16 protein-coding genes are annotated in these 19,501 nt (G+C 72.0%); 10 read left to right on the top strand and 6 right to left on the bottom strand.

The window, feature by feature from the left end:
- Positions 1-1,005: 1,005 nt before the first annotated feature.
- From ACQPYA_RS28720 to ACQPYA_RS28710, 3 genes are all read left to right on the top strand, one after another.
- Positions 1,006-2,808: a reverse transcriptase domain-containing protein gene (locus tag ACQPYA_RS28720; protein WP_433528270.1), complete on the top strand. Its 1,803-nt coding sequence runs from the start codon at positions 1,006-1,008 to the stop codon at positions 2,806-2,808.
- Between the two features lie 347 nt (positions 2,809-3,155).
- Positions 3,156-4,169: a helix-turn-helix domain-containing protein gene (locus ACQPYA_RS28715; RefSeq protein ID WP_433530132.1), complete on the top strand. Its 1,014-nt coding sequence runs from the start codon at positions 3,156-3,158 to the stop codon at positions 4,167-4,169.
- Positions 4,166-5,071: a PfkB family carbohydrate kinase gene (locus tag ACQPYA_RS28710; RefSeq protein WP_433530131.1), complete on the top strand. Its 906-nt coding sequence runs from the start codon at positions 4,166-4,168 to the stop codon at positions 5,069-5,071. The genes ACQPYA_RS28715 and ACQPYA_RS28710 overlap by 4 nt, the downstream gene beginning before the upstream one ends.
- Positions 5,072-5,114: 43 nt before the next feature.
- Here the strand turns inward: ACQPYA_RS28710 and ACQPYA_RS28705 are convergent, their stop codons facing one another.
- Together ACQPYA_RS28705 and ACQPYA_RS28700 are read right to left on the bottom strand one after the other, a co-directional pair.
- Positions 5,115-6,347: an APC family permease gene (locus tag ACQPYA_RS28705; RefSeq protein WP_433530130.1), complete on the bottom strand. Its 1,233-nt coding sequence runs from the start codon at positions 6,345-6,347 to the stop codon at positions 5,115-5,117.
- A 9-nt stretch (positions 6,348-6,356) separates the two neighbouring features.
- Positions 6,357-7,097, bottom strand: coding sequence for a phosphatase PAP2 family protein (locus ACQPYA_RS28700; RefSeq protein WP_433533667.1), 741 nt, complete (start codon positions 7,095-7,097; stop codon positions 6,357-6,359).
- Between the two features lie 197 nt (positions 7,098-7,294).
- Between ACQPYA_RS28700 and ACQPYA_RS28695 the strand changes: the two genes are divergently transcribed.
- Positions 7,295-8,506 (top strand): DUF4032 domain-containing protein, encoded by a 1,212-nt coding sequence (locus ACQPYA_RS28695; protein WP_433530129.1) that lies wholly within the window; start codon positions 7,295-7,297, stop codon positions 8,504-8,506.
- Between the two features lie 60 nt (positions 8,507-8,566).
- On the opposite strand, the gene nagA is transcribed toward ACQPYA_RS28695, so the two are convergent.
- The 3 genes from nagA to ACQPYA_RS28680 all read right to left on the bottom strand — a co-directional run bounded on the left by nagA (position 8,567) and on the right by ACQPYA_RS28680 (position 11,647).
- Positions 8,567-9,676, bottom strand: a complete 1,110-nt coding sequence (gene nagA / locus ACQPYA_RS28690) for an N-acetylglucosamine-6-phosphate deacetylase (RefSeq protein ID WP_433530128.1) — start codon at positions 9,674-9,676, stop codon at positions 8,567-8,569.
- Entirely contained in the window at positions 9,673-10,617 is a 945-nt protein-coding gene (locus ACQPYA_RS28685; protein WP_433533666.1) for an ROK family protein, read from the bottom strand. Before ACQPYA_RS28685 ends, nagA begins: the two co-directional genes overlap by 4 nt.
- Positions 10,618-10,717: 100 nt before the next feature.
- Complete coding sequence (locus tag ACQPYA_RS28680) at positions 10,718-11,647, bottom strand: SIS domain-containing protein (RefSeq protein ID WP_433530127.1); 930 nt, start codon at positions 11,645-11,647, stop codon at positions 10,718-10,720.
- A gap of 195 nt (positions 11,648-11,842) precedes the next feature.
- Here ACQPYA_RS28680 and ACQPYA_RS28675 point away from each other — a divergent pair, with 195 nt between their 5' ends.
- From ACQPYA_RS28675 to ACQPYA_RS28650, 6 genes are all read left to right on the top strand, one after another.
- Positions 11,843-12,628, top strand: a complete 786-nt coding sequence (locus ACQPYA_RS28675) for a DeoR/GlpR family DNA-binding transcription regulator (RefSeq protein ID WP_433530126.1) — start codon at positions 11,843-11,845, stop codon at positions 12,626-12,628.
- 243 nt (positions 12,629-12,871) lie between these two features.
- A complete protein-coding gene (locus ACQPYA_RS28670) occupies positions 12,872-13,795 on the top strand; it encodes an ATP-binding cassette domain-containing protein (RefSeq protein WP_433533665.1) in 924 nt (307 codons plus the stop codon).
- Entirely contained in the window at positions 13,792-14,799 is a 1,008-nt protein-coding gene (locus ACQPYA_RS28665; protein ID WP_433530125.1) for an ABC transporter permease subunit, read from the top strand. Before ACQPYA_RS28670 ends, ACQPYA_RS28665 begins: the two co-directional genes overlap by 4 nt.
- A 221-nt stretch (positions 14,800-15,020) precedes the next feature.
- Complete coding sequence (locus ACQPYA_RS28660) at positions 15,021-15,434, top strand: DUF3263 domain-containing protein (protein ID WP_433530124.1); 414 nt, start codon at positions 15,021-15,023, stop codon at positions 15,432-15,434.
- A gap of 10 nt (positions 15,435-15,444) precedes the next feature.
- Positions 15,445-16,452: a hypothetical protein gene (locus ACQPYA_RS28655; RefSeq protein WP_433530123.1), complete on the top strand. Its 1,008-nt coding sequence runs from the start codon at positions 15,445-15,447 to the stop codon at positions 16,450-16,452.
- A 104-nt stretch (positions 16,453-16,556) separates the two neighbouring features.
- Positions 16,557-17,051: a GNAT family N-acetyltransferase gene (locus ACQPYA_RS28650; protein WP_433530122.1), complete on the top strand. Its 495-nt coding sequence runs from the start codon at positions 16,557-16,559 to the stop codon at positions 17,049-17,051.
- Positions 17,052-17,125: 74 nt separating this feature from the next.
- Here ACQPYA_RS28650 and ACQPYA_RS28645 read toward each other — a convergent pair whose 3' ends face one another.
- Positions 17,126-19,489, bottom strand: a complete 2,364-nt coding sequence (locus ACQPYA_RS28645; protein ID WP_433530121.1) for an AAA family ATPase — start codon at positions 19,487-19,489, stop codon at positions 17,126-17,128.
- Positions 19,490-19,501: the final 12 nt, after the last annotated feature.

Below are 19,501 nucleotides of genomic sequence, written 5' to 3'. Positions count from 1 at the left end.
TCGTCGTAGAAATGGCGAGCCTTTGGCCGGTTCGCCGCGAAGGGGCGGAACAGGCCCCTCATGCGTCACCGCCTGGCGAGAATGGTCGAGGGATGTCGAACGGGTAGCTGCTTCGCACTGCACCGGAATATCTTGACCTTCGGATTGCCCGCCGCCACCATGACAGCAATGGACGACACAACGAGGTTGCGTCTCGGCTGGCGCCGCCGACGCGGCCGGCACCCCGCACTGAGTCCTATCTGGTCGGCTGGGAGGGGGTGCCCGTGCCTCGTCATCCCGAGACCATGATCGTGCCGAACAATGTCCTCGCCGACAGGCGTGCTGGGCTGCCGTCGCCTCGGCGGCCCGGGCAGCGCATGTCTCGCGCCGAGCTAGCCGACGCCGTCAACGCCGCCCTGTACCAGCTCTACCCGGGCCGGAACCTCGCCGCTCACTACGTCGACCACCGATGGGTCGGCAAACTGGAACGAGGGGGTGCGCCACGAGGCGCCTGGTTGTATCCCCGGCGCAGCCGGGAGGAACTCGGAGGGAGGTTCCTGGGTCCGATGGCTTACCTGGATCCGAAAGGTGAAGGGGACCGCAGCATGCCAGGAAATCAGCGGCCGGGTCCAGACGTTGGGGACGGTGCGTTGAGGGACCCGCACGATATGGCGAAGGCTGGATGGCCTGAATCCCAATCTCCAGAAGAGGAAAGTTCCCCTCCGCCGGAAAGACGTCTGAAACCGGTGCCAGCCCTGCGGCCAAGTTCGCCTCAGTACGCCGCAACCTTCGGGGCCATGGAGCGATGTCCAGTGAGGGCATTCAAGGAGATGAGTGGGACGCCTACGTCGTGCTCGTACGTATGACCAGGACGAACGTGGGATCGCCTACGGGACGCGAGTCCTATGGCGACGGAGGCCCAGTAGTAGTCGCCGGAGTTACGCCCGGCCGAGGAGGACGGGAAAGCCGTCCGCAGGGCGAAGTGGGCCAGGTGATCGGGTGTCTTGATGCCGGGAGGTATGCGTAATGCAGAACGCCGAAACGGTGCTGGATGTCCTGCGTGAGCGCGGTAGGCGTGGCCTGCCGCTGGAGCAACTGTATCGGCAGATGTTCAACCCGCAGTTGTATCTGTTGGCTTACGGCCGCGTCTACGCCAACAAGGGTGCGATGACGGCCGGGGTCACACAGGAAACCGTGGACGGCATGTCGCTGGGCAAGATCGACCGGATCATCGAGGCGATGCGCTTCGAGCGGTACCGGTTCCGCCCGGTGCGGCGGGTGCCTATCCCGAAGAAGTCGGGGAAGGGCAAGACGCGCCCGCTTGGCCTGCCGACGTGGTCGGACAAGCTGGTCGGTGAGGTCGTGCGCCTGCTGTTGGAGGCGTATTACGACGTCCAGTTCTCCGACCGCTCCCACGGGTTCCGCCCACGGCGCGGCTGTCACACCGCTTTGCGGGAGATCGCCAACACCTGGAGCGGAACAACCTGGTTCATCGAGGGAGACGTCTCCGACTGTTTCGGGTCGCTCGACCACACGGTCATGATCGACACGCTGGCGGAGAAGATCCACGACAACCGGTTCCTGCGGCTGGTGCGCGCCATGCTCACCGCCGGGTACCTGCAGGACTGGGTCTGGCATGAGACGCTGTCGGGCGCCCCGCAAGGCGGCGTCGCTTCGCCGATCTTGTCGAACATCTACCTGCACCGCCTCGATCAGTTCGTGGAGACGGTGCTGATCCCGCAATACACCCGAGGGAAACGCCGGGAACGTAACCCGGCCTACCGTCAGGTGGAGTACGCGCTCGTGACGGCCCGCCGGCGGGGTGACCGCGCACACGCGCGTGATCTTTACCGGCGGTTGCACAGCCTGCCCAGCCAGGACCCTCGGGACCCCGGCTACCGCAGGCTGAAGTATTGCCGTTACGCGGACGACACCTTGCTCGGGTTCGTCGGACCGAAGGCCGAAGCCGAGGAGATCAAACAGCGTCTGGCGGCGTTCCTGCGAGACGAGCTCAAGCTCACCCTCTCGCAGGACAAGACGCTAATCACCCATGCCCGTAGCCAGCGGGCCAGGTTCCTCGGCTACGAGATCCGCGTCGCTGCCAGCGACCGCAGGACCCGACGACCGTCGGCAACCGATCGGCGTAACCGCCGGTCGGTCAACGGTGTCGTCGCCCTGCACGTGCCCAGAGACGTGATCACCGCCAAAAGTGCCCACTACATGGCCCGCGGCACACCCGCCTGCCGCTGCCCACTCGTCAACGAGGGTGACTTCACCATCGTGGCGAAGTACGGGGCCGAGTACCGGGGCATCGTCCAGTACTACCTGCTGGCCGGTGACGTCATGCGGCTACACCGGCTGCGCTGGGTCATGGAGACATCCATGCTCAAGACCCTGGCCCGTAAGCACAAATCGACGGTGTCGAGAATGGCCGCCAGACACAAGGCCAAGACCGTCACACCGTACGGGCCGCGCACGTGCTTCGAGGCCCGCCTCGACCGCGACAGCAGGAGTTCACTGGTCGCACGGTTCGGCGGGATCCCGCTCAAACGACAGAAGACGGCGACCCTCGTCGACCGTCAGCCGACCCGGCCGATCTACGCCCACAAGGAACTCATCCAGAGACTCCGTAAGGGCAGATGCGAGCTATGCCAACAATCGGAAAACATCCAAGTGCACCATATCCGAGGGTTGGCTGATCTCACACCGGCCGGACCGGCACAGCCCGCATGGGAAAAGATCATGACAAACAAGCGCCGCAAGACCCTCGTGGTCTGCGACCACTGCCATGACCTCATCCATGCAACGCCAACCGAACTCACGCCATGATCACTGGAGAGCCGGGTACTCGGAAACGGGTCCGCCCGGTTCGGAGGGAGGCCGCACGGAAAAGGACCTGCTCGATGAGCAGGCACCTCGCCGGGCGGCCCACCCTACAGCACCGTTGGCCCAGCGAGCAACGCCGAGCCGGCCTGCGGAACGTTCTCGGCGCCGACACCGACGGCGAGCTCGGTCTCTACAACCCACGACGCACCGATGACCGCCCCACCTACGATGAGCGGCGATATCGGCGAGCCGGAAGCACGCCAGCGCGCATCACCTCGTTCGCCGCAGGGAGTACTGCTGCGCTGGATCCCGATAGGCGCGCCAGAGTGGCAAACGAGGCGGATGTCGTAATGGCTGAGGTGGACCGGCATAAGCGGGATGGCCACGTCAGCCGCCGCGCCCTCCTACAGGTGCTGCCCACCGGTGTGGTGGCGTCACTGACCGGCGCAGATCGGGTGGCTGCGCGAACGGCTGAGGTAAATCCGGCCATCGTGGAGCATTTCGCGGCGCTGCGGTCAGTGCTCGTGGAGTCGGACAACCGGGTGGGAGGGGCAGCCGTCTTACCGACTGCCCGGCAACAGCTTGGCCACATTGCCGCCTACCGCCGAACTGCCCGAGGCGTTCTACATGACGCGCTGTTGAGCACCGAAGCGCGGTGGGCGGAGTTCGCTGGTTGGCTCAGCGACGACCTGGGCGATCGTGACGCCGGCGCCTGGTGGCTCGCCCAAGCGTTGACCATGGCCCAGGAAGCCGGAGACGTCGAGTTCAGCGCCTACGTATTCGCCCGTATGGCGCAACGAGCCACCGACGCCGCTGACCAGGACCGGGTACTCGGCCTCGCGCGCGCCGCCGAACGCGCTGGCGGCAGCCGGAAGCAGGTTCAGGCTTTTGCGGCGGTGCAACGCGCACATGGTCACACTGTCGACGGCGATATCGCCGCGTTCCGAGCCGCCGTCGACGACGCTCAGCACCTCGCTGCCACGACAGGTGAGGATGACCATGGCCTCGGCTCCTTTTGCACCACCGCATACGTCAGCGCGCAGGAAGGCGAAGGCTGGCTTCGGCTCGGCCGCCCTCGTACCGCCATCGGCTGCTTTGACCGAGCCCTGAAAGAGTGGCCGGAGCCGTACCAACGCGAGCGGGGGCGCTACCTGGCACGGGCCGCCGCCGCCCACGCCGCCGCCAACGAACCCGAGCAAGCCGCCGACGCTGCCCTCGCCGCGCTTAACCTTGCCCGCCTCACCAGGTCGACACGAATTCACCGTCAGATCAACGCCGTCAGCCATCAGCTCACGGCGTTCTCCGCCGAGCCCGCCGTGCAGCGCTTCCAGACCGCGCTGGCCACATCCCCGCCGATGGCATGACCGGCAGCCGTAATCCCGCTCACGGCCTCGACGTCACTTTCATCGGCCGGGCCAACATCGACCTGACCATGCAGGTCCCTCACCGTGCCCGCCCGGGCCGCACCGCCAAAGGCTCTCCCTTGACCGTCAGCGCCGGCGGCAAGAGCCTCAACCAGGCCATCGCCGCCGCCCGCCGTGGCGCACGCACCGCGCTGATCGCCAACGTCGGTGCCGACGCCTGGGGCCACCACATCACCACGACCTTGACCGACGCTGGCGTCGACACCCGTCACGTCCACCTGATTCCCGACGCCACCACCGGCGCGGCCATCATCGAGGTCACCCCCGACGGCGAAAGCTACATCACCCTCGCCCTCTCACCCGCCACCGAACTCACCAGCGAGGACATCGACCACGCCGCCGCTGGCCTCACCACCCAAGCAGTGGTCGTGCAACTCGACCTGCCGCCCGAACCCACAACCACGTTGCTGAGCCACCGCCGCGCACCGATCGTCATCGGCAACCTCGTTCCCCACCCCCACCTTGACCCCAATCTGCTACAGCGCCTCGACATCCTCGTGGTCAATCAGCACGAAGCTGCCGCAATCCTCCGAAGCACCACTGATGATCCCGTGAACGCCGCAGTCGCATTGCGACGCCTCGGCCCCCGCGCCGTCATCGTCACCGCAGGCGAGCACGGCGCCGTCTACACCCATCCCCACGGATCCGGCACCGCACCCGCGCCCACCGTCCAGGCCATCGACACCACCGGAGCCGGCGACGCCTTTCTCGGTAGCCTCGCCCTCGACCTCGCCCGCAACATCCCACTACACGACGCCATCACCACCGCTGTCCGCGCCGGCTCCCACACCGTCCAACACATCGGGGCCCACACACCGGCTGGCAAGACCTCACCGCCGTGACCTGCAGAAACCCAAACGCACTGACCCTGGGGGTCGCGGTGGGTCAGTGGCGGGCTGGGCGGACGGCGTACCAGGTTGCGCCGAGGGCGAGGATGCCGAAGCCGGCGAGCACGGTGGGCAGCGGCAGGTTGACCGCCAGCAGCACGCAGCCGACCAGCCCCGCCACGGCGAGCGCCTGCACCGGCAGCTTCCGCTCCGGCGCCCGGCCGAGGGTCAGCGCCGCCGCGTTGGTGATGGCGTAGTAGACCAGCACGGTGACGCTGGAGAAGCCGATCGCGCTCCGCACGTCGGCCAGCGTGACCACCAGGATCACCACGGCGGCCACCGCCAGTTCGGCCCGGTGCGGCACCCGGTGCACGGGGTGCACGGCCGCCAGCACGGCGGGCAGGTCACGGCGGCGGGCCATCGCCAGGGTGGTACGGCCGACCCCGGCCACCAGGGAGAGCAGCACCCCGGTCACCGCGACGGTCGCCCCGGCGCGGACCACCCAGGCCAGGCCGGGCAGCCCGGCGGCGGTCACCACGTCGGCCAGGGGCGCGGCGGAAACGGCGAGCCGGGCCGGCCCGAGCACCCCGAGCGTGACCACGGCCAGCACCAGGTAGATCGCCAGCACCAGGCCGAGCGCCAGCGGCACCGCCCGGGGGATGGCCCGTTCCGGCTCGCGGACCTCCTCGCCCAGGGTGGCGATCCGGGCGTACCCGGCGAAGGCGAAGAAGAGCAGGCCGGCGGCGGTGAGCACGCCCCGGGCGGAGCCGCCGGGCTGGTCGATCCGGCCGATCGAGACGCCGGTCGCGCCGGCCACCGCGACCAGGGCCAGCACCGCCAGCACGACCAGCACCAGGACCCGGGTGGCGGTCGCGGTCTTGGTCACGCCGCGCAGGTTCACCCCGGTCACCGCGATGACGACGGCGACCGCGACGACCCGGGCCTGCCCCGGCCAGAGGTACGCCCCGATGGTCAGCGCCATTGCCGCACAGCTGGCGGTCTTGCCGACCACGAAACCCCACCCGGCGAGGAAGCCGGCGAACGGGCCGAGGCGTTCCCGGCCGTACACGTAGGTGCCACCGGACTCGGGGTAGCGGGCCGCGAGCCGGGCCGAACTGGTCGCGTTGCAGTATGCGACGAAGCCGGCCAGGGCCAGTGCCACCAGCAGGCCGGTCCCGCCGGCCGCCGCGGCGGCCGGGGCGAGGACCACGAAGACGCCCGCGCCGAGCATCGACCCCAGACCGATGACCACGGCATCCGGCACGCCGAGCCGGCGTTCGAGTTGGTCCACGGCGGCACCCTAGGAGGAGGGCTGGGTGAACGGGCGGTCCCATCGCCGTAACGGGCCGGGTAGCGGCAGGTCGTCCCAGGGCGCCCGGTGCAGTATCCGGTCCAGCAGCAGCCCCAGCAGCAGCCCGGCCATGGAGTCGGTCAACCAGTGCCAGCCCAGGTAGGTGGTGGTGCAGAGCACCACGGCCGGCGGGACGACCCGGACCACGAGCACCAGCGGGCGCGGCATGGCCCGGCCGAGGCCGGCCAGCAGGGGAGCGAGCAGCAGCGCGATCACCCCGTACCAGAGGATCGCGTTGGCCACGTGCCCGGACGGGTATGACTGGGCGAACCGCACCGGCAGGCCGTCCTGGAAGAGCGGGAGGGTCTGCTCCGGCGGCAGGAACGGTTCCTTGACGCTGGCGCTCGGCGCCGGCCGGGCGGTCCACACCTTCAGCGGGCCGATGGTCAGGTAGGTCAGCACGAAGGCGGTCACCGGCACCAGCAGGGGGCGCGCCGAGCGCAGCCGGATCGCCAGCAGCACCCCCAGGCCGGCCGCGATCAGCGTCAGCGGGGTGCCCTGACCGAGATAGTTGAGGACGGCCGCGATCCACCAGGCGGCGGTGGGCCGGTGGGCGTCGGCCCAGTCGGCCACCGCGCGGTCGATTCCGAAGAACCACCCGGCGGCGAGCGCCCCGGTCAGCCCGACGAGGGCGGCCAGCAGCAGCGCGTCGAACCACCAGCCGGCCGGGCGGACCGGCCTCAGGCGCAGCTTCCGGCGTACCGTCGTGGTCCCCTGCACCCCGATCACGCTACCGGCCCGGCGCGGCGGCCGGGTCGGGGCGGGTGCTGCGGATCGCCGCCGGGACCTCGCCTCGGCTCGGCATGATCGCCTGGCGCGGTGCGGGCGACTGTGTGCCGAGCCACGCGGGGAAGCGTTCCGGCGGCCCAGGCGTCAGACTTGACGCCGTGCGGATCACCTCGGCCCTCGTCGACCCGGCGCTGCTCGACCTGCCCTGGTCGACCCCGTTGGAGCAGTGGCCGGCCGAACACCTGGTCGCGCTGCCGCAGGGCATCTCCCGGCACGTGGTGCGCTTCGTGCGCCTCGGTGGGTACGTCTACGCGGTCAAGGAGACCGGCGAGCGGGTTGCCGAGCGGGAGTACGACCTGCTGCGCGCCCTGGAGCGGATCGACTTCCCGTCGGTGCAGGCGGTGGCGATCGTCGCCGACCGGGAGTCCGAGGCGGGGGAGCCGCTGGATCCGGTGCTGATCACCCGGCACTTGCAGTTCTCCCTGCCGTACCGGGCGCTCTTCTCGCACACGCTGCGACCGGAGACGATGGGCCGGCTGCTCGACGCGCTCGCTGCGCTGCTGGTCCGGATGCACCTGACCGGGTTCTTCTGGGGCGACTGCTCGCTGTCGAACACGCTGTTCCGGCGGGACGCGGGCGCTTTCGCCGCGTACCTGGTCGATGCCGAGACCGGCGCGCTGCGCACCGCGCTCTCCAACGGCCAGCGTGGCGAGGACCTGGAGATCGCCCGGGTCAACATCTTCGGCGAGGCGCTCGACCTCCAGGCCGCCGGCCTGCTGCACGAGTCGATCGACCCCGAGGTGGTCTGCGAGGAGGTCGTGCAGCGCTACGAGCGGCTCTGGCACGAGATCACCTACGAGCAGCAGGTCGAGCGGGCGGCCCGGCACGACATCGAGGGCCGCATCCGCCGGCTCAACGAGCTGGGCTTCGACGTGGCCGAGGTGGCCATGTCGACCATCGGCAACGGGCGGTACCTGATCCGGCCGAAGGTGGTCGACGCCGGTTACCACCACCGGCGGCTGCTCCGGCTGACCGGGCTGGACGCCGAGGAGAACCAGGCCCGCAAGCTGCTCAACGACCTCGACGCGTACCGGGCGGAGAGCGACCTGATCGACGAGCAGCAGGCCGCCCACCGCTGGCTGACCGAGGTGTTCGAGCCGGTGGTCCGGGCGGTGCCCACGCACCTACGGCGCAAGCTGGAGCCGCAGGAGCTCTTCGCGCAGATCATCGAGCACAAGTGGCTGCTCTCCGAGCGCGCCGGCCGGGACGTCGGGATGCGGCATGCGGTGCAGTCGTTCCTGGCCGACGTGCTGGTGCACCGCCCCGACGAGCAGGCCGTCCTCGGCGTGGAGATCCCGACGACCGGCTGACCGGCGCGGTCCGCCGCGCCGCCGCGGCCCCAGAGCGCGGCGGGCGGCCACCGCACCCGGTCACTCCACCCAGGAGCCGCCGCGCATCACTTGGACGATCTGGAGGTCGTCGTCGAGCACCACCAGGTCGGCACGGAGACCGGCCTGGAGGGCGCCGACCTGGTCGCCGAGGCCGACGGCCAGGGCCGGAGTGGTGGAGACCATGCGTACCGCGTCGGGCACCGGGATGCCGGCGGCCACCGTGTTGCGCAGCGCCACATCCATGGTGAGGGTGCTGCCGGCGATCGCGCCGTCGCGGGCCAGCCGGGCCACCCCGTCGGCCACCGTCACGGCCTGGCCGCCCAACTCGTACTCGCCGTCCGGCATGCCGGCGGCGGCCATCGCGTCGGTGACCAGCGCGCATCGTTCGGGACCGGCGTTCGAGGCGGCGAAGGTGAGCGTCCCCTCGTGCAGGTGCACCCCGTCGGCGACCAGCTCGCAGACCACGTTCGGCGCGGTCAGCAGCGCCACCACCGGCCCCGGCTCCCGGTGGTGGACCGAACGCATCCCGTTGAACAGGTGGGTGCCGACGCTCGCGCCCGCCGCGACCGCGGCGACCGTCTGCTCGTACGTCGCATCGGTGTGACCGACCGCGGCCACCACGCCGTGCCCGGTGAGCAGCCCGATGGCCTCCAGCGCGCCGGCCCGCTCGGGGGCGAGGGTGACCATCCGCACCGCTCCGTCGCCGAGCTTGATCAGCTCGGCCAGCTCGTCCATGGACGGGTCGCGGAGGAACTCCGGGTTCTGCGCGCCGCAGCGGGCGGCGGAGAGGTAGGGCCCCTCGAAGTGGATGCCCGCCAGCACGTCCTCGCGGACCAGCGGGGCGAAGGCCGTGGTGGCCGCGCGCATCAGCTCGAAGGGCGCGCTGACCAGGCTGGCCAGTAGGCTGGTGGTGCCGTGCCGCAGGTGGAACGCGGCGGCGGCCCGGGCCTGCCCGGCATCGCCGGTGGTGAAGGTGTGCCCACCCCCGCCGTGGGTGTGGATGTCCACGAAGCCGGGCACGATCCAGTGCCCGTCCCGCACCGACGGGTACTCCGCGACCGCGCTGATCCGGTCGCCTTTGACCTCGACGCAGCCCTGCCAGACCACCCCGCTCGGGGTCACCACCTTGCCGTTCACCCGTAGGGTCATTCCTTCTCCAGCTGGTCGATAGCGAGCAGGGCGGCGCCGAGGCAGCCCGCCTCGTCGCCGAGGGCGGCCGGGACCAGTCGCGGTTCCCGGTGGAAGGTCAGTCTCTCCCGCAGCGCCCCACGCAGCGGGTCGAAGAGCCCGGCGCCGGCCTGGGCGAGCCCACCGCCGAGGACGATGGTCTCCACGTCGAAGAGGGCCTGGCCGGTGGCGAGCCCGTCGGCGAGCGCCTCGACGGCCTCCCGCCAGACCCGGGTGGCCAACTCCTCGCCGGCCGCCGCCCGCGCGGCCACCTCGGCGGCGGTAACCGTCGTCGGGGCGGCGACTTCGGCGGCGGTCACCGTCGCCTGCGTGGCGGTCTCGGCGGCCGGCACCGTCTTCTGAGGAGCGAGTTCGGCGTAGCGGCGTGCGACGGCCGAGGCGGAGGCGATCGCCTCCAGGCAGCCCGGCCGCCCGCAGCCGCAGCGCGGCCCGTCGGGGCGGACCAGGATGTGGCCGAGTTCTCCGGCCGCGCCGTGCGCGCCGGTGGTGGCCGATCCGGCGACCACGTGCGCGGCGGCGATGCCGGTGCCGATCGCCAGGAAGAGGACGTGCCGGGCGTCGCGGCCGGCACCGATCCGCGCCTCGGCGAGGCCGCCGGCACGCACGTCGTGGCCGAGCGCCGTGGGCAGGCCGAGCCGGGCGGACGCCAGTTCGCGCAGCGGTACGTCCCGGAAGCCGACGTTCGCCGACCAGACCGCGATGCCGCGCGCCTCGTCGACGACGCCCGGCACCACGATGCCGAGCGCGGTCGGGGTGAGCCCCTGCGCGCGTGCCGTGCCGGTCAGCCCGTCGGCCACCGCCAGGATCGTGCCGATCACGGCGTCCGCACCGCGACCGGCGTCGGTGGGATGCCGTTCGGCGTGCGCCACGGTGCCGTCGGGTCGGATCAGGGCGCACTTCATGCCGGTGCCGCCCACGTCCAGCGCGACGACGACGTCGTCGTCGGTCACGCCTGTGCCCCGGCAGCCGGCCCGCGGCGACGGGAGGCGTCGTCGCGCCGGCTCACGTGAGCACCACCGACCGGCTCAGGTGCCGGGGCGCGTCGGGGTCGAGGCCGCGACTGGTGGCCAGGGCCACGGCGAAGCGCTGGGCCAGGATCAGGTCGGCCATCGGGTCGACCGGGGTACGCCCGGCGGCCCAGCGGCCGAGCACCGTACGGCAGCCGTGGGTGCGGCTGTGTACGAACGCGGCACCGGTGGCGGCGACGTCCTCGGGCAGCCCATCGGGCAGCTCACCGAAGGCCCAAACCAGCCGGCCCGGGGCGGCCACCGAGATCGGGCCGTGCCGGTAGTCCATCGCCGGGTACGCCTCGGCCCAGAAGGTGGCCGCCTCGCGGCACTTCAGCGCCGCTTCCTGGGCCAACCCGATCGTCCAGCCCCGACCGAGGAAAGTGACCTGCTCGATCAGGCTCGGGTCGATCGGCAGCGGGGCGCGGACGGCCACCTCGGCGTCGGCGACCAGCGCGGTGATGTTGTCGTCGAGCTGCGCCCGGAGCAGGGCCAGCGCGGTGGTGGCGAAGCGGGTCTGCACCACCGAGCGCTCGTCGGCGAACGGCATGGGGACGGCGGCGTCCGCGGTGTCGACCGCCGGGGAGCCGGGGTCGCCGACCAGCACCGTGGTCGGGATCCGGCCGCGCAGCGCGGTGAGCAGGTCCAGCACTTCGGTGGTGGTGCCGGAGCGGGTGATCGCCAGCAGCCGGTCGTAGTGCCGGTTGGCGGGGAACTCGCTGGCCTGGAAGGCGTCTGTCTCGCCGTGGCCGGCGGCCTCGCGGCGGGCGGCGTACGACATCGCCATGAACCACGATGTGCCGCAGCCGACGACGGCGACCCGTTCGCCGGGGCGGGGGAGCCGGTCGAGCACCGTGGGGGCCAGCTCGGCCGCCTGACGCCAGCAGTCCGGCTGACTCGCGATCTCCGCGTGCACGTACGCCATGAGAACTCCTCGCAGGGCGGGCCGCTGCGCAATACGGCTCGTTAACCGCATCTTTCGAGCGCCATTCTGCTCGAAACCTGGTGGTAATGGCAACCGCAGGGGCGATCGAGCAGGTCGAGGTTTTGCCTCATCGTAGTTTCGCGCACTAGTGTGCACGCAACCAATCACGGATCGTTCAGACACGGAGGCTCCGGGGTGGACCGTTACGCGAGATGGAACGCCCTGCTCGAAATGCTGACCGACTCCGGCCGGGTCACCGTCGAGGAGGCCGCCGGGCGGCTGGATGTCTCGCAGGCCACCATCCGCCGGGACTTCGACCAGCTCGCCCAGCAGCAGATGATCACGCGTACCCGGGGTGGCGCGGTCGCCAACGGGGTCTCGTACGACCTCCCGCTGCGCTACAAGACGGCCAAGCACTCGGCGGAGAAGCAGCGCATCGGTGCGGCCGCCGCGGCGCTGGTCTCGCCGGGCACCGTGGTCGGTCTCAACGGCGGCACCACCAGCACCGAGGTGGCTCGGGCGCTGGCCGTCCGCCCGGATCTCAACACCAACGCCGAGGGCGCCCAGCTGACCGTGGTCACCAACGCGTTGAACATCGCCAACGAACTGCTGGTCCGGTCCCGGATGAAGGTCGTGGTGGCCGGCGGGGTGGTGCGACCGAAGTCCTTCGAGTTGGTCGGGCCGCTGGGCGGGGCGCTGCTGCGCGAGGTCACCCTGGACGTGGCCCTGCTCGGCGTGGACGCGATCGACCCGCAGCTCGGCGCCGCCGCCCATCACGAGGGCGAGGCGGCGATGAACAACCTGATGGTGGCCCGGGCCAAGCGGGTGGTGATCATCGCTGACTCGTCCAAGCTGGGCGGTCACGCCTTCGCCCGGATCTGCCCCGTCGACCGGGTCGAGACCCTGGTCACCGACTCCGGTGCCGCGCCCGAGGTGGTGGACGCCTTCCGCGCCGCCGGCGTCCACGTAATCTCCGCCTGAAGTGCAAGGAAGGGCCCCCTGTTAACGCCTCCGGTATAGGAAGGGCCCCCTTTTAACAGCTTCGATCGGCGTGGCGATGCATACCGGGTATTGCCTTCTTCTGCATACCGCGTATGGTGTCGGTCGTCAGTCACACATCATCGGGGGAGGTGCAGCTTGCCAGCTGTCCTGGAGATCGAAGGTCTACGAAAGACGTACCGGAGTCGACGGCGCGGCACCCGCAACGCCCTGGACGGCTTCGACATGCGGGTCGAGGCGGGGCAGGTGCACGGCTTCCTCGGCCCCAACGGCTCGGGGAAGACCACCACACTGCGTACGCTGCTCGGCCTCATCCGGCCGGACGGCGGCCGGATGGCGATCCTCGGGCACGAGGTGCCCGAGACGCTGTCCGAGGTCGCCGGGCAGGTCGGTGCGATCGTGGAGAGCCCGCAGTTCTTCCCGCACTTCAGCGCCCGCGACACCCTGTCGCTGCTGGCCAGCGCGGGTGACGTGCCCGCACAGCGGGTCGACGAGGTGCTGGAGCTGGTCGGGCTGCGCGACCGGGCCGGCGAGCGGGTCAAGACGTACTCGCTCGGCATGAAGCAGCGACTCGCCGTCGCCTCGGCCCTGTTGAAGAACCCGCGGCTGCTGATCCTGGACGAGCCGGCCAACGGCCTCGACCCGGGCGGCATCCGGGAGATGCGCACGCTGATGCGCAACCTTGCCGAATCGGGCATGACCGTGGTGCTGTCCAGCCACATCCTCGGCGAGATCCAGCTGATCTGTGACTCGGTCACCATCATCTCGCTGGGCCGGCGGGTTGCCTTCGGCCCGGTCGACGAGGTGCTGGCGCAGCACTCCTCCGGCGCGGTACGGGTCCGGCTGGAGGCGGTCACCGACCTCTCGGCCGCCGCCACCGCACTGACCCAGGCGGGGGTACGCGTGACCGCGCACCCGGACCACCTGATGCTCGCCGGAGTGGACAAGCCGGCCACGGTCACCCGGCTCCTCGCCGAGCAGGGCCTCTACGTCAGCGAACTCACCCCGGTCGCGGTCGACCTGGAGAGCGTCTTCCTCGAACTGACCGCCACCGCGCCGGTCCCCGGTCAACACCGGCAGGTCGACCAGTCCGTACGAATCGATGGGGTGGCGTCGTCCGCGCCCACCGGGGGAGGTTGGGGCGCGTGAGTCTCTTCCGTACCGAGCTGCGCCGGCTGGCCAAGCGGCGCTTCGCCCGCTGGATGACGGCGGCCGGCCTGCTGGTGCTGGTCCTCATCGTGGCGGGCATGTTCCTCAGCAACCAGAAGATCGGCCCCGAGCAGTGGGCCGAGGCCGAGCGAACCGCCGAACAGCAATATCGGGACGCGGTCAGTTCGAGCGAGCAGGAACGTGCCCTCTGCGAACAGGCGAAGACCTCGGGCGCCGAGTTCTGGACGACCGACTGCGCCAGCATCACCCCGCCGCCCCGGGATGCGTTCGAGGCGGAGTGGTACCTGCCCTCGACCTTCGACTTCCGGGAGAGCTTCGGCGACCTGCTGATCCCGCTCGCGGGAATCCTGGCCATGGTCGGCTTCGTGGTCGGGGCCTCGTTCGTCGGCGCCGAGTGGAACACCGGCGGGATGATGAACCTGCTGCTCTGGCGGCCGAAACGGTTGACCGTCCTGCTGACCAAGCTGGGTGCGCTGCTCACCGGGCTGCTCGCGCTGGCCCTGCCCGCCTCGGTGGCCTGGTTCGGCAGTCTCTGGCTGGTCGCCACCTGGCGCGGGAGCACCGAGAAGGTGACCTCCGGGGTCTGGCAGTCGTTCCTGCTCACCGGGCTGCGCGGCATCGTGCTGGCGATGGTGGCGGCAACGGTGGGCTTCGCGCTGGCCTCGCTCGGCCGGCACACCGCGATGGCGCTCGGCGGGGCGATCGCGGTGATGGTGGTCGGCCAGGTCGGGCTGGGCATCCTGCTGGATGTCGCGGGGGTGCGCTTTGCCGAGGCATGGCTGCTACCCACGTACGCGTACGCCTGGATGGCCAAGACCGTGACGCTCCAGGACTGGCGGTCCTGTAGCGCCACCTACACCGGTGAGTGCAATCCGGCCACCCTGGACATCACCTGGCAGCAGTCGTCGGTGCTGTTCACGGTCGGGGTCGCGGTCATCCTCGGCGCGGCGATGTGGGCGATGCGCCGGCGGGACATCACCTGAGGCAGCCGTGGGCGCGACCAGACACCGGGTCGCGCCCACGACGCCGGGCGGCCGTGTCGACCGCCGGGGCGGTCGCGCCCACGGCGTCAGCCAGCCTCGCTCCCGTGGGCGGGGGCGGGGTGACGGGTGGCCGAGCGCGTCGGATGCGTCCCGTGCGGCCCCTGGCTAGGCTGGGGGTCCGGTTGGCGTCGCCCGTGCCGGCCGCCCCCGTGAGGAGCCCCATGCAGCCCGCCGACGCCACTCAGGCAGCGCAGACCGGCCCGGACGCGATCATCGTCCCGCCGCCGAGGTCCGCGCCGGAGGCGGAGTCGGCGTCGCAGCCCGCCGACGCCACGCCGGATGACGCCGATCACCCCGGCGACGCCAGGCCGGACAGCGCCGATCATCCCGCCGGGACGCGGGCGGACGGCCTCGGCGAGCGGGAGCGGGAGATTCTCGCCTTCGAGGGGCAGTGGTGGCGGCACGCCGGGGCGAAGGAGCAGGCCATCCGGGACCGCTTCGGGCTCTCCGCCACCCGCTACTACCAACTGTTGAACGCGTTGCTGGACAACCCGGCGGCGCTCGCCGCCGACCCGGTGCTGGTCGGCCGGCTGATCCGGCTGCGTGCCGCCCGTACCCGTGACCGGCGTCGCTGAACCTGGGCGAATGTCGGCCCACCAGGTGGGTAGCCGGGGCGGGGAGGTGGCGGCGATGTCCGGAGACGGCCCCCGGGAGGCGAGGCCCACGACCCCGGCGACGGGGAGCACCGTGCTGCCCGAGGCGGCCTCCGCCGAGCGCCGGCGGGGCGCGGCGGTCGGGGTGTCACCGAGCATGCGGGTACGATCCGCGTCCGCCCCGCCGCCCGGCCGCCCGGTCAACGAGGACGTGGCGTTCCGGTTCGGCCCGCTGGTCGGGGTGCTCGACGGCGCGACCGTACCGGAGGGTTTCGACACCGGCTGCGTACACGGGACGCAGTGGTTCGTCCGGCACCTCGCCGCCCGGCTGGGCCTGGCCGAGGCCGCCCGCCCGGCGGCGACGCTGGTGAGCAACCTGGCGGCGGCGATCCTGGCGGTCCGGGCCGACCACGGTGGGCAGTGCGACCTCGATCATCCCGGTACCCCGTCGAGCACGGTGTGCCTGTTGCGCGACGGTGGGGACCAGGTCGACTACCTGGTCCTCTGCGACAGCCCGCTGGTGCTCGACGTCGGCGGCCGGGTCGAGGTGGTCGCCGACCAGCGGTTGGCCGCCTCGGTGGCGGGCCTGCGCGACACCGCCACCGGGCTGCCCGAGTCGGCCGACCGGGCCACCCGGTTCCAGCACGCCGTCACGCTGCAACGGGAACGGATGAACCGTACGCACGGATACTGGGTCGCCGCCGCCGATCCGGACGCGGCGTACCACGCGGTGGTCGGCACGCTGCCGCTGCGCGGCCCGGACGCGGTGCGCCGCGCGGTGCTGCTCACCGACGGGGCCTCCGCCGCCGTCGAGGAGTTCGGGCTGTTCGACTGGGCCGGCCTGCTGGCGGTGGTGACCGCCGAGGGGCCGGGCGGACTGATCGATCGCGTCCGGGTCGCCGAACGGGAGCATCCCGACCGGCGGCGTCGGCACAAGCCGACCGACGACGCCTCCGCGATCTTCTGCGAATTCACCCAGGCGGATGACAACGGAGCGTGAGGCAGTGCGCGTTTTCGGCCCGACCGGCCGATCCCTCCCGCCATAGGTTCCGGTCGTCGCCAACCGGGTGGACGCGCGCTGCGGGGGCCGGAAGACTGCGGCACGTGACGGGTGCGGTCCGGCTGGCGCCGGTGGACGACAAGAACCTCGAACCGTTGCTCTCGGTAGCGGTTGCCGAGGCGGAACCGGCCGACGTGATGCCGCCCGTGGCGGCTCCGGCCGGGTGGTCGCACGCCCGGCGGGAGGCGTTCCGGGAGTTCCACCGGGCCAGCTTCGGCGGCCTCGACGCGCCCAACCGCACCGCCATGTACGCGATCCAGGCCGGTGGCGAGGTGGTCGGAATGATCCGGATGAGCCGGCGGGACGAGCCGGACGCCGTCGAGGTGGGCATGTGGCTCGGCCGTTCGGCCCGTGGTCAGGGCATCGGCGCGGCGGCGCTGCGCGAGCTGTTGAACCTGGCGGCGGCGGCCGGCATGCGGGTCGTGGTGGCGGAGACCGTGCCGGAGAACCGCGGCGCATTGTCCGTGCTCGAAAAGTGCGGCGCGAAGCTACGCGAGGACGGCGACCGGGTGTACGCCGAAATCTCCCTGGACGCGTAGCCGCTGTGCCGCCCGCTGGGAGGCTCAGGCGTTCCCGACGCTCACGTACCAGTCGACACCACCGGCACGCGCGGTCAGCTGCGCTGCTCCGCGTACGCGGCCAGCCAGGCGACCTGGGTGGGGTCAAGGGATGGGCGGACCCGGGATCGGGCCGTCGCCACGTGCCCGGCGGTGACCGTGGAGGCGGTCAGCGACTCGCGCATCGCGGCCAGCGCCGCCTCCCGGACCAGCGCCGCACAGTCGGCCGCCGAGAAGCCGTCCAGCTCCGCGCCGAGCGCGGGAAGGTCGACGTCCTCGGCGAGCGGCACGTTCCGGGCCGCGGCGCGCAGGATCTCCGCGCGTGCCTCGGCGTCCGGGGGCGGCACGTAGACCAGCCGCTCCAGCCGCCCGGGGCGCAGCAGCGCCGGGTCGACCAGGTCGGGACGGTTGGTCGCGCCGATCACCACGACGTTGCGCAGCGGCTCCACCCCGTCCAGCTCGGTCAGCAGGGCGGCGACCACCCGGTCGGTGGTGCCGCCGTCGGTGGCCTGGCCGCGTACCGGGGCCAGGGCGTCCACCTCGTCCAGGAAGACCAGCGTCGGTGCCGCCTCCCGGGCCCGCCGGAAGAGCTCCCGCACCGCGCGCTCGCTCTCGCCGACCCACTTCGACAGCAGCTCGGCCCCCTTGACCGAGAGCACGTTGGCCCGGCCGGACCCGGCCAGCGCGGTCACCAGGTAGGTCTTGCCGCAGCCCGGCGGGCCGTAGAGCAGCACCCCGCGCGGCGGCTGCACGCCGAGCCGGGCGAAGGTGTCCGGGTAGGTCAGCGGCCACAGCACCGACTCGGTCAGCGTCTGCTTGACCTCCACCAGGTCGCCCACGTCGTCGAGCGTGACCCGGGCGAGTTCCAGGGTCGAGGCGGCCATGGTGGTGGGTCGCACCACCTCCAGCGCGGCGGTGAAGTCCGCCATCCCGACGGTCGGGTTCTCCGCCGACTTCTGCCGGCGGGCCGCGCGCACCCCGGCCTCGCGGACCAGGGCGGCCAGGTCGGCGGCGACGAAACCGGGGGTACGCGCGGCGACCTCGTCCAGCCGGACGTCGTCGGCGAGCGGCACCGGCCGGGTCAGCACGGTCAACTGTTCCCGGCGCAGGGCGGCGTCCGGCAGCGGGACGTCGAGCCGCAGCGAGAGCAGGTCCGGGGCGCGCAGTGCCGGGTCGACGGCCTCCGGCCGGCTGGTGGTGCAGACCACCGCCGCACCGGCCCGGACGACCTGCGCCAGGCACTGCCGGAACACGGTCGCCACCGGCCCTGGCGGGTCCGCCGGGGCCAGCGCCTCCACGTCGGTGACCAGCAGCACGGCCGGACCGCCGGCGACCACCTCGGCGGTCACCGCTCGGAGCCGCCCGGCGGCCGAGGAGTTGTTCAGCGCGGCGACCTCGGGCGCCCAGAGCGCATGCACCCGGGCGCCGACCTGGGCGGCCACCGCCCGGACCAGCGCCGACTTGCCCGAGCCGGCCGGCCCGGCGACGAAGACCCCGAGCGCGACCGTGGTGCCCAGCCGGCCGAGCACCTCCTGATGGTGGAAGCCGAGGTCGAGCAGCTCGGTCAGCTCCTCGGCCTGGGGCCGCAGTCCGGGCAGCTCGTCCACCGACGGGGCGTCCACGATCCCACCGATGTTCCCGGCCGCCGAGCCGCCGCCGGCTGTCTCGCCGGTGCCGTCGGCCGGCGCGCCGGGCCCGGCGGCGCGGGTGGCGCTGCCGCCCGCCCCGGGCGCGGGCCACCCGCCTCTACCGGCGGCGGGCCAGCCTGTGGTGACGCCCGTGTCGGCGGGCCACCCGCCGGGGCCTGCGCTGCCGGCCGCGCCCGGGGCGGCGTCGCCGTGGGTGGCGGGGCCGTGTTCCCAGCCGACGTGGGTGTCCATGGTGACCAGTGCGCCCGGGTCGGGCTCGACGGCGACGACCCGGAGCAGGGTGCTGGTCCAGGCGTAGCCGACGCGGGTGGAGAGGCTGCGCCGGGCCGCCTCGACCAGGGTGCGCGTCGAGGCGTCCGGCAGGACGTCCTGTGGCAGCAGCGACACGTCGTCCCCGGCGGTGACCACCTTGCCGAGCAGCGCCAGCCGCAACATCTCCGGGGAGACCACCGCGACGATCTCCGCCGGCCCGGCGATCAGCACCCGGCGAGCCGCAGTGCCCGGCGCCCGGCTGACCCGCACCTGCCCGCCGTCGCGTACGCCGAGGTTGCCCAGCATCAGGTCGTCGGCGTGCAGCAGCGCGGCGCTCGCGGTCTGCTCGGCCGCGACGACGATGCCGGCGGTCACCCGCCGGCCGGTCAGTTGGACCGGATCGCCCGGCCGCAGCGCGAGCGCGGTGAGCGCCTCGGGGTGCACCCGGACGATGCCTCGCCGGGCGTCCAGTGCGGCCGGCCGCAGGCTCGCGGTCAGGGTCAACTCGGGTTCGCCCACCGCCCGACCTTA

This window comes from Micromonospora sp. CA-263727 (genome assembly GCF_050942455.1).
In the GTDB taxonomy this organism is placed as follows: Bacteria; Actinomycetota; Actinomycetes; order Mycobacteriales; family Micromonosporaceae; genus Micromonospora.
Note: the sequence above shows the minus strand (reverse complement) of the source record. Positions and strands in the feature narration are given on the sequence as shown.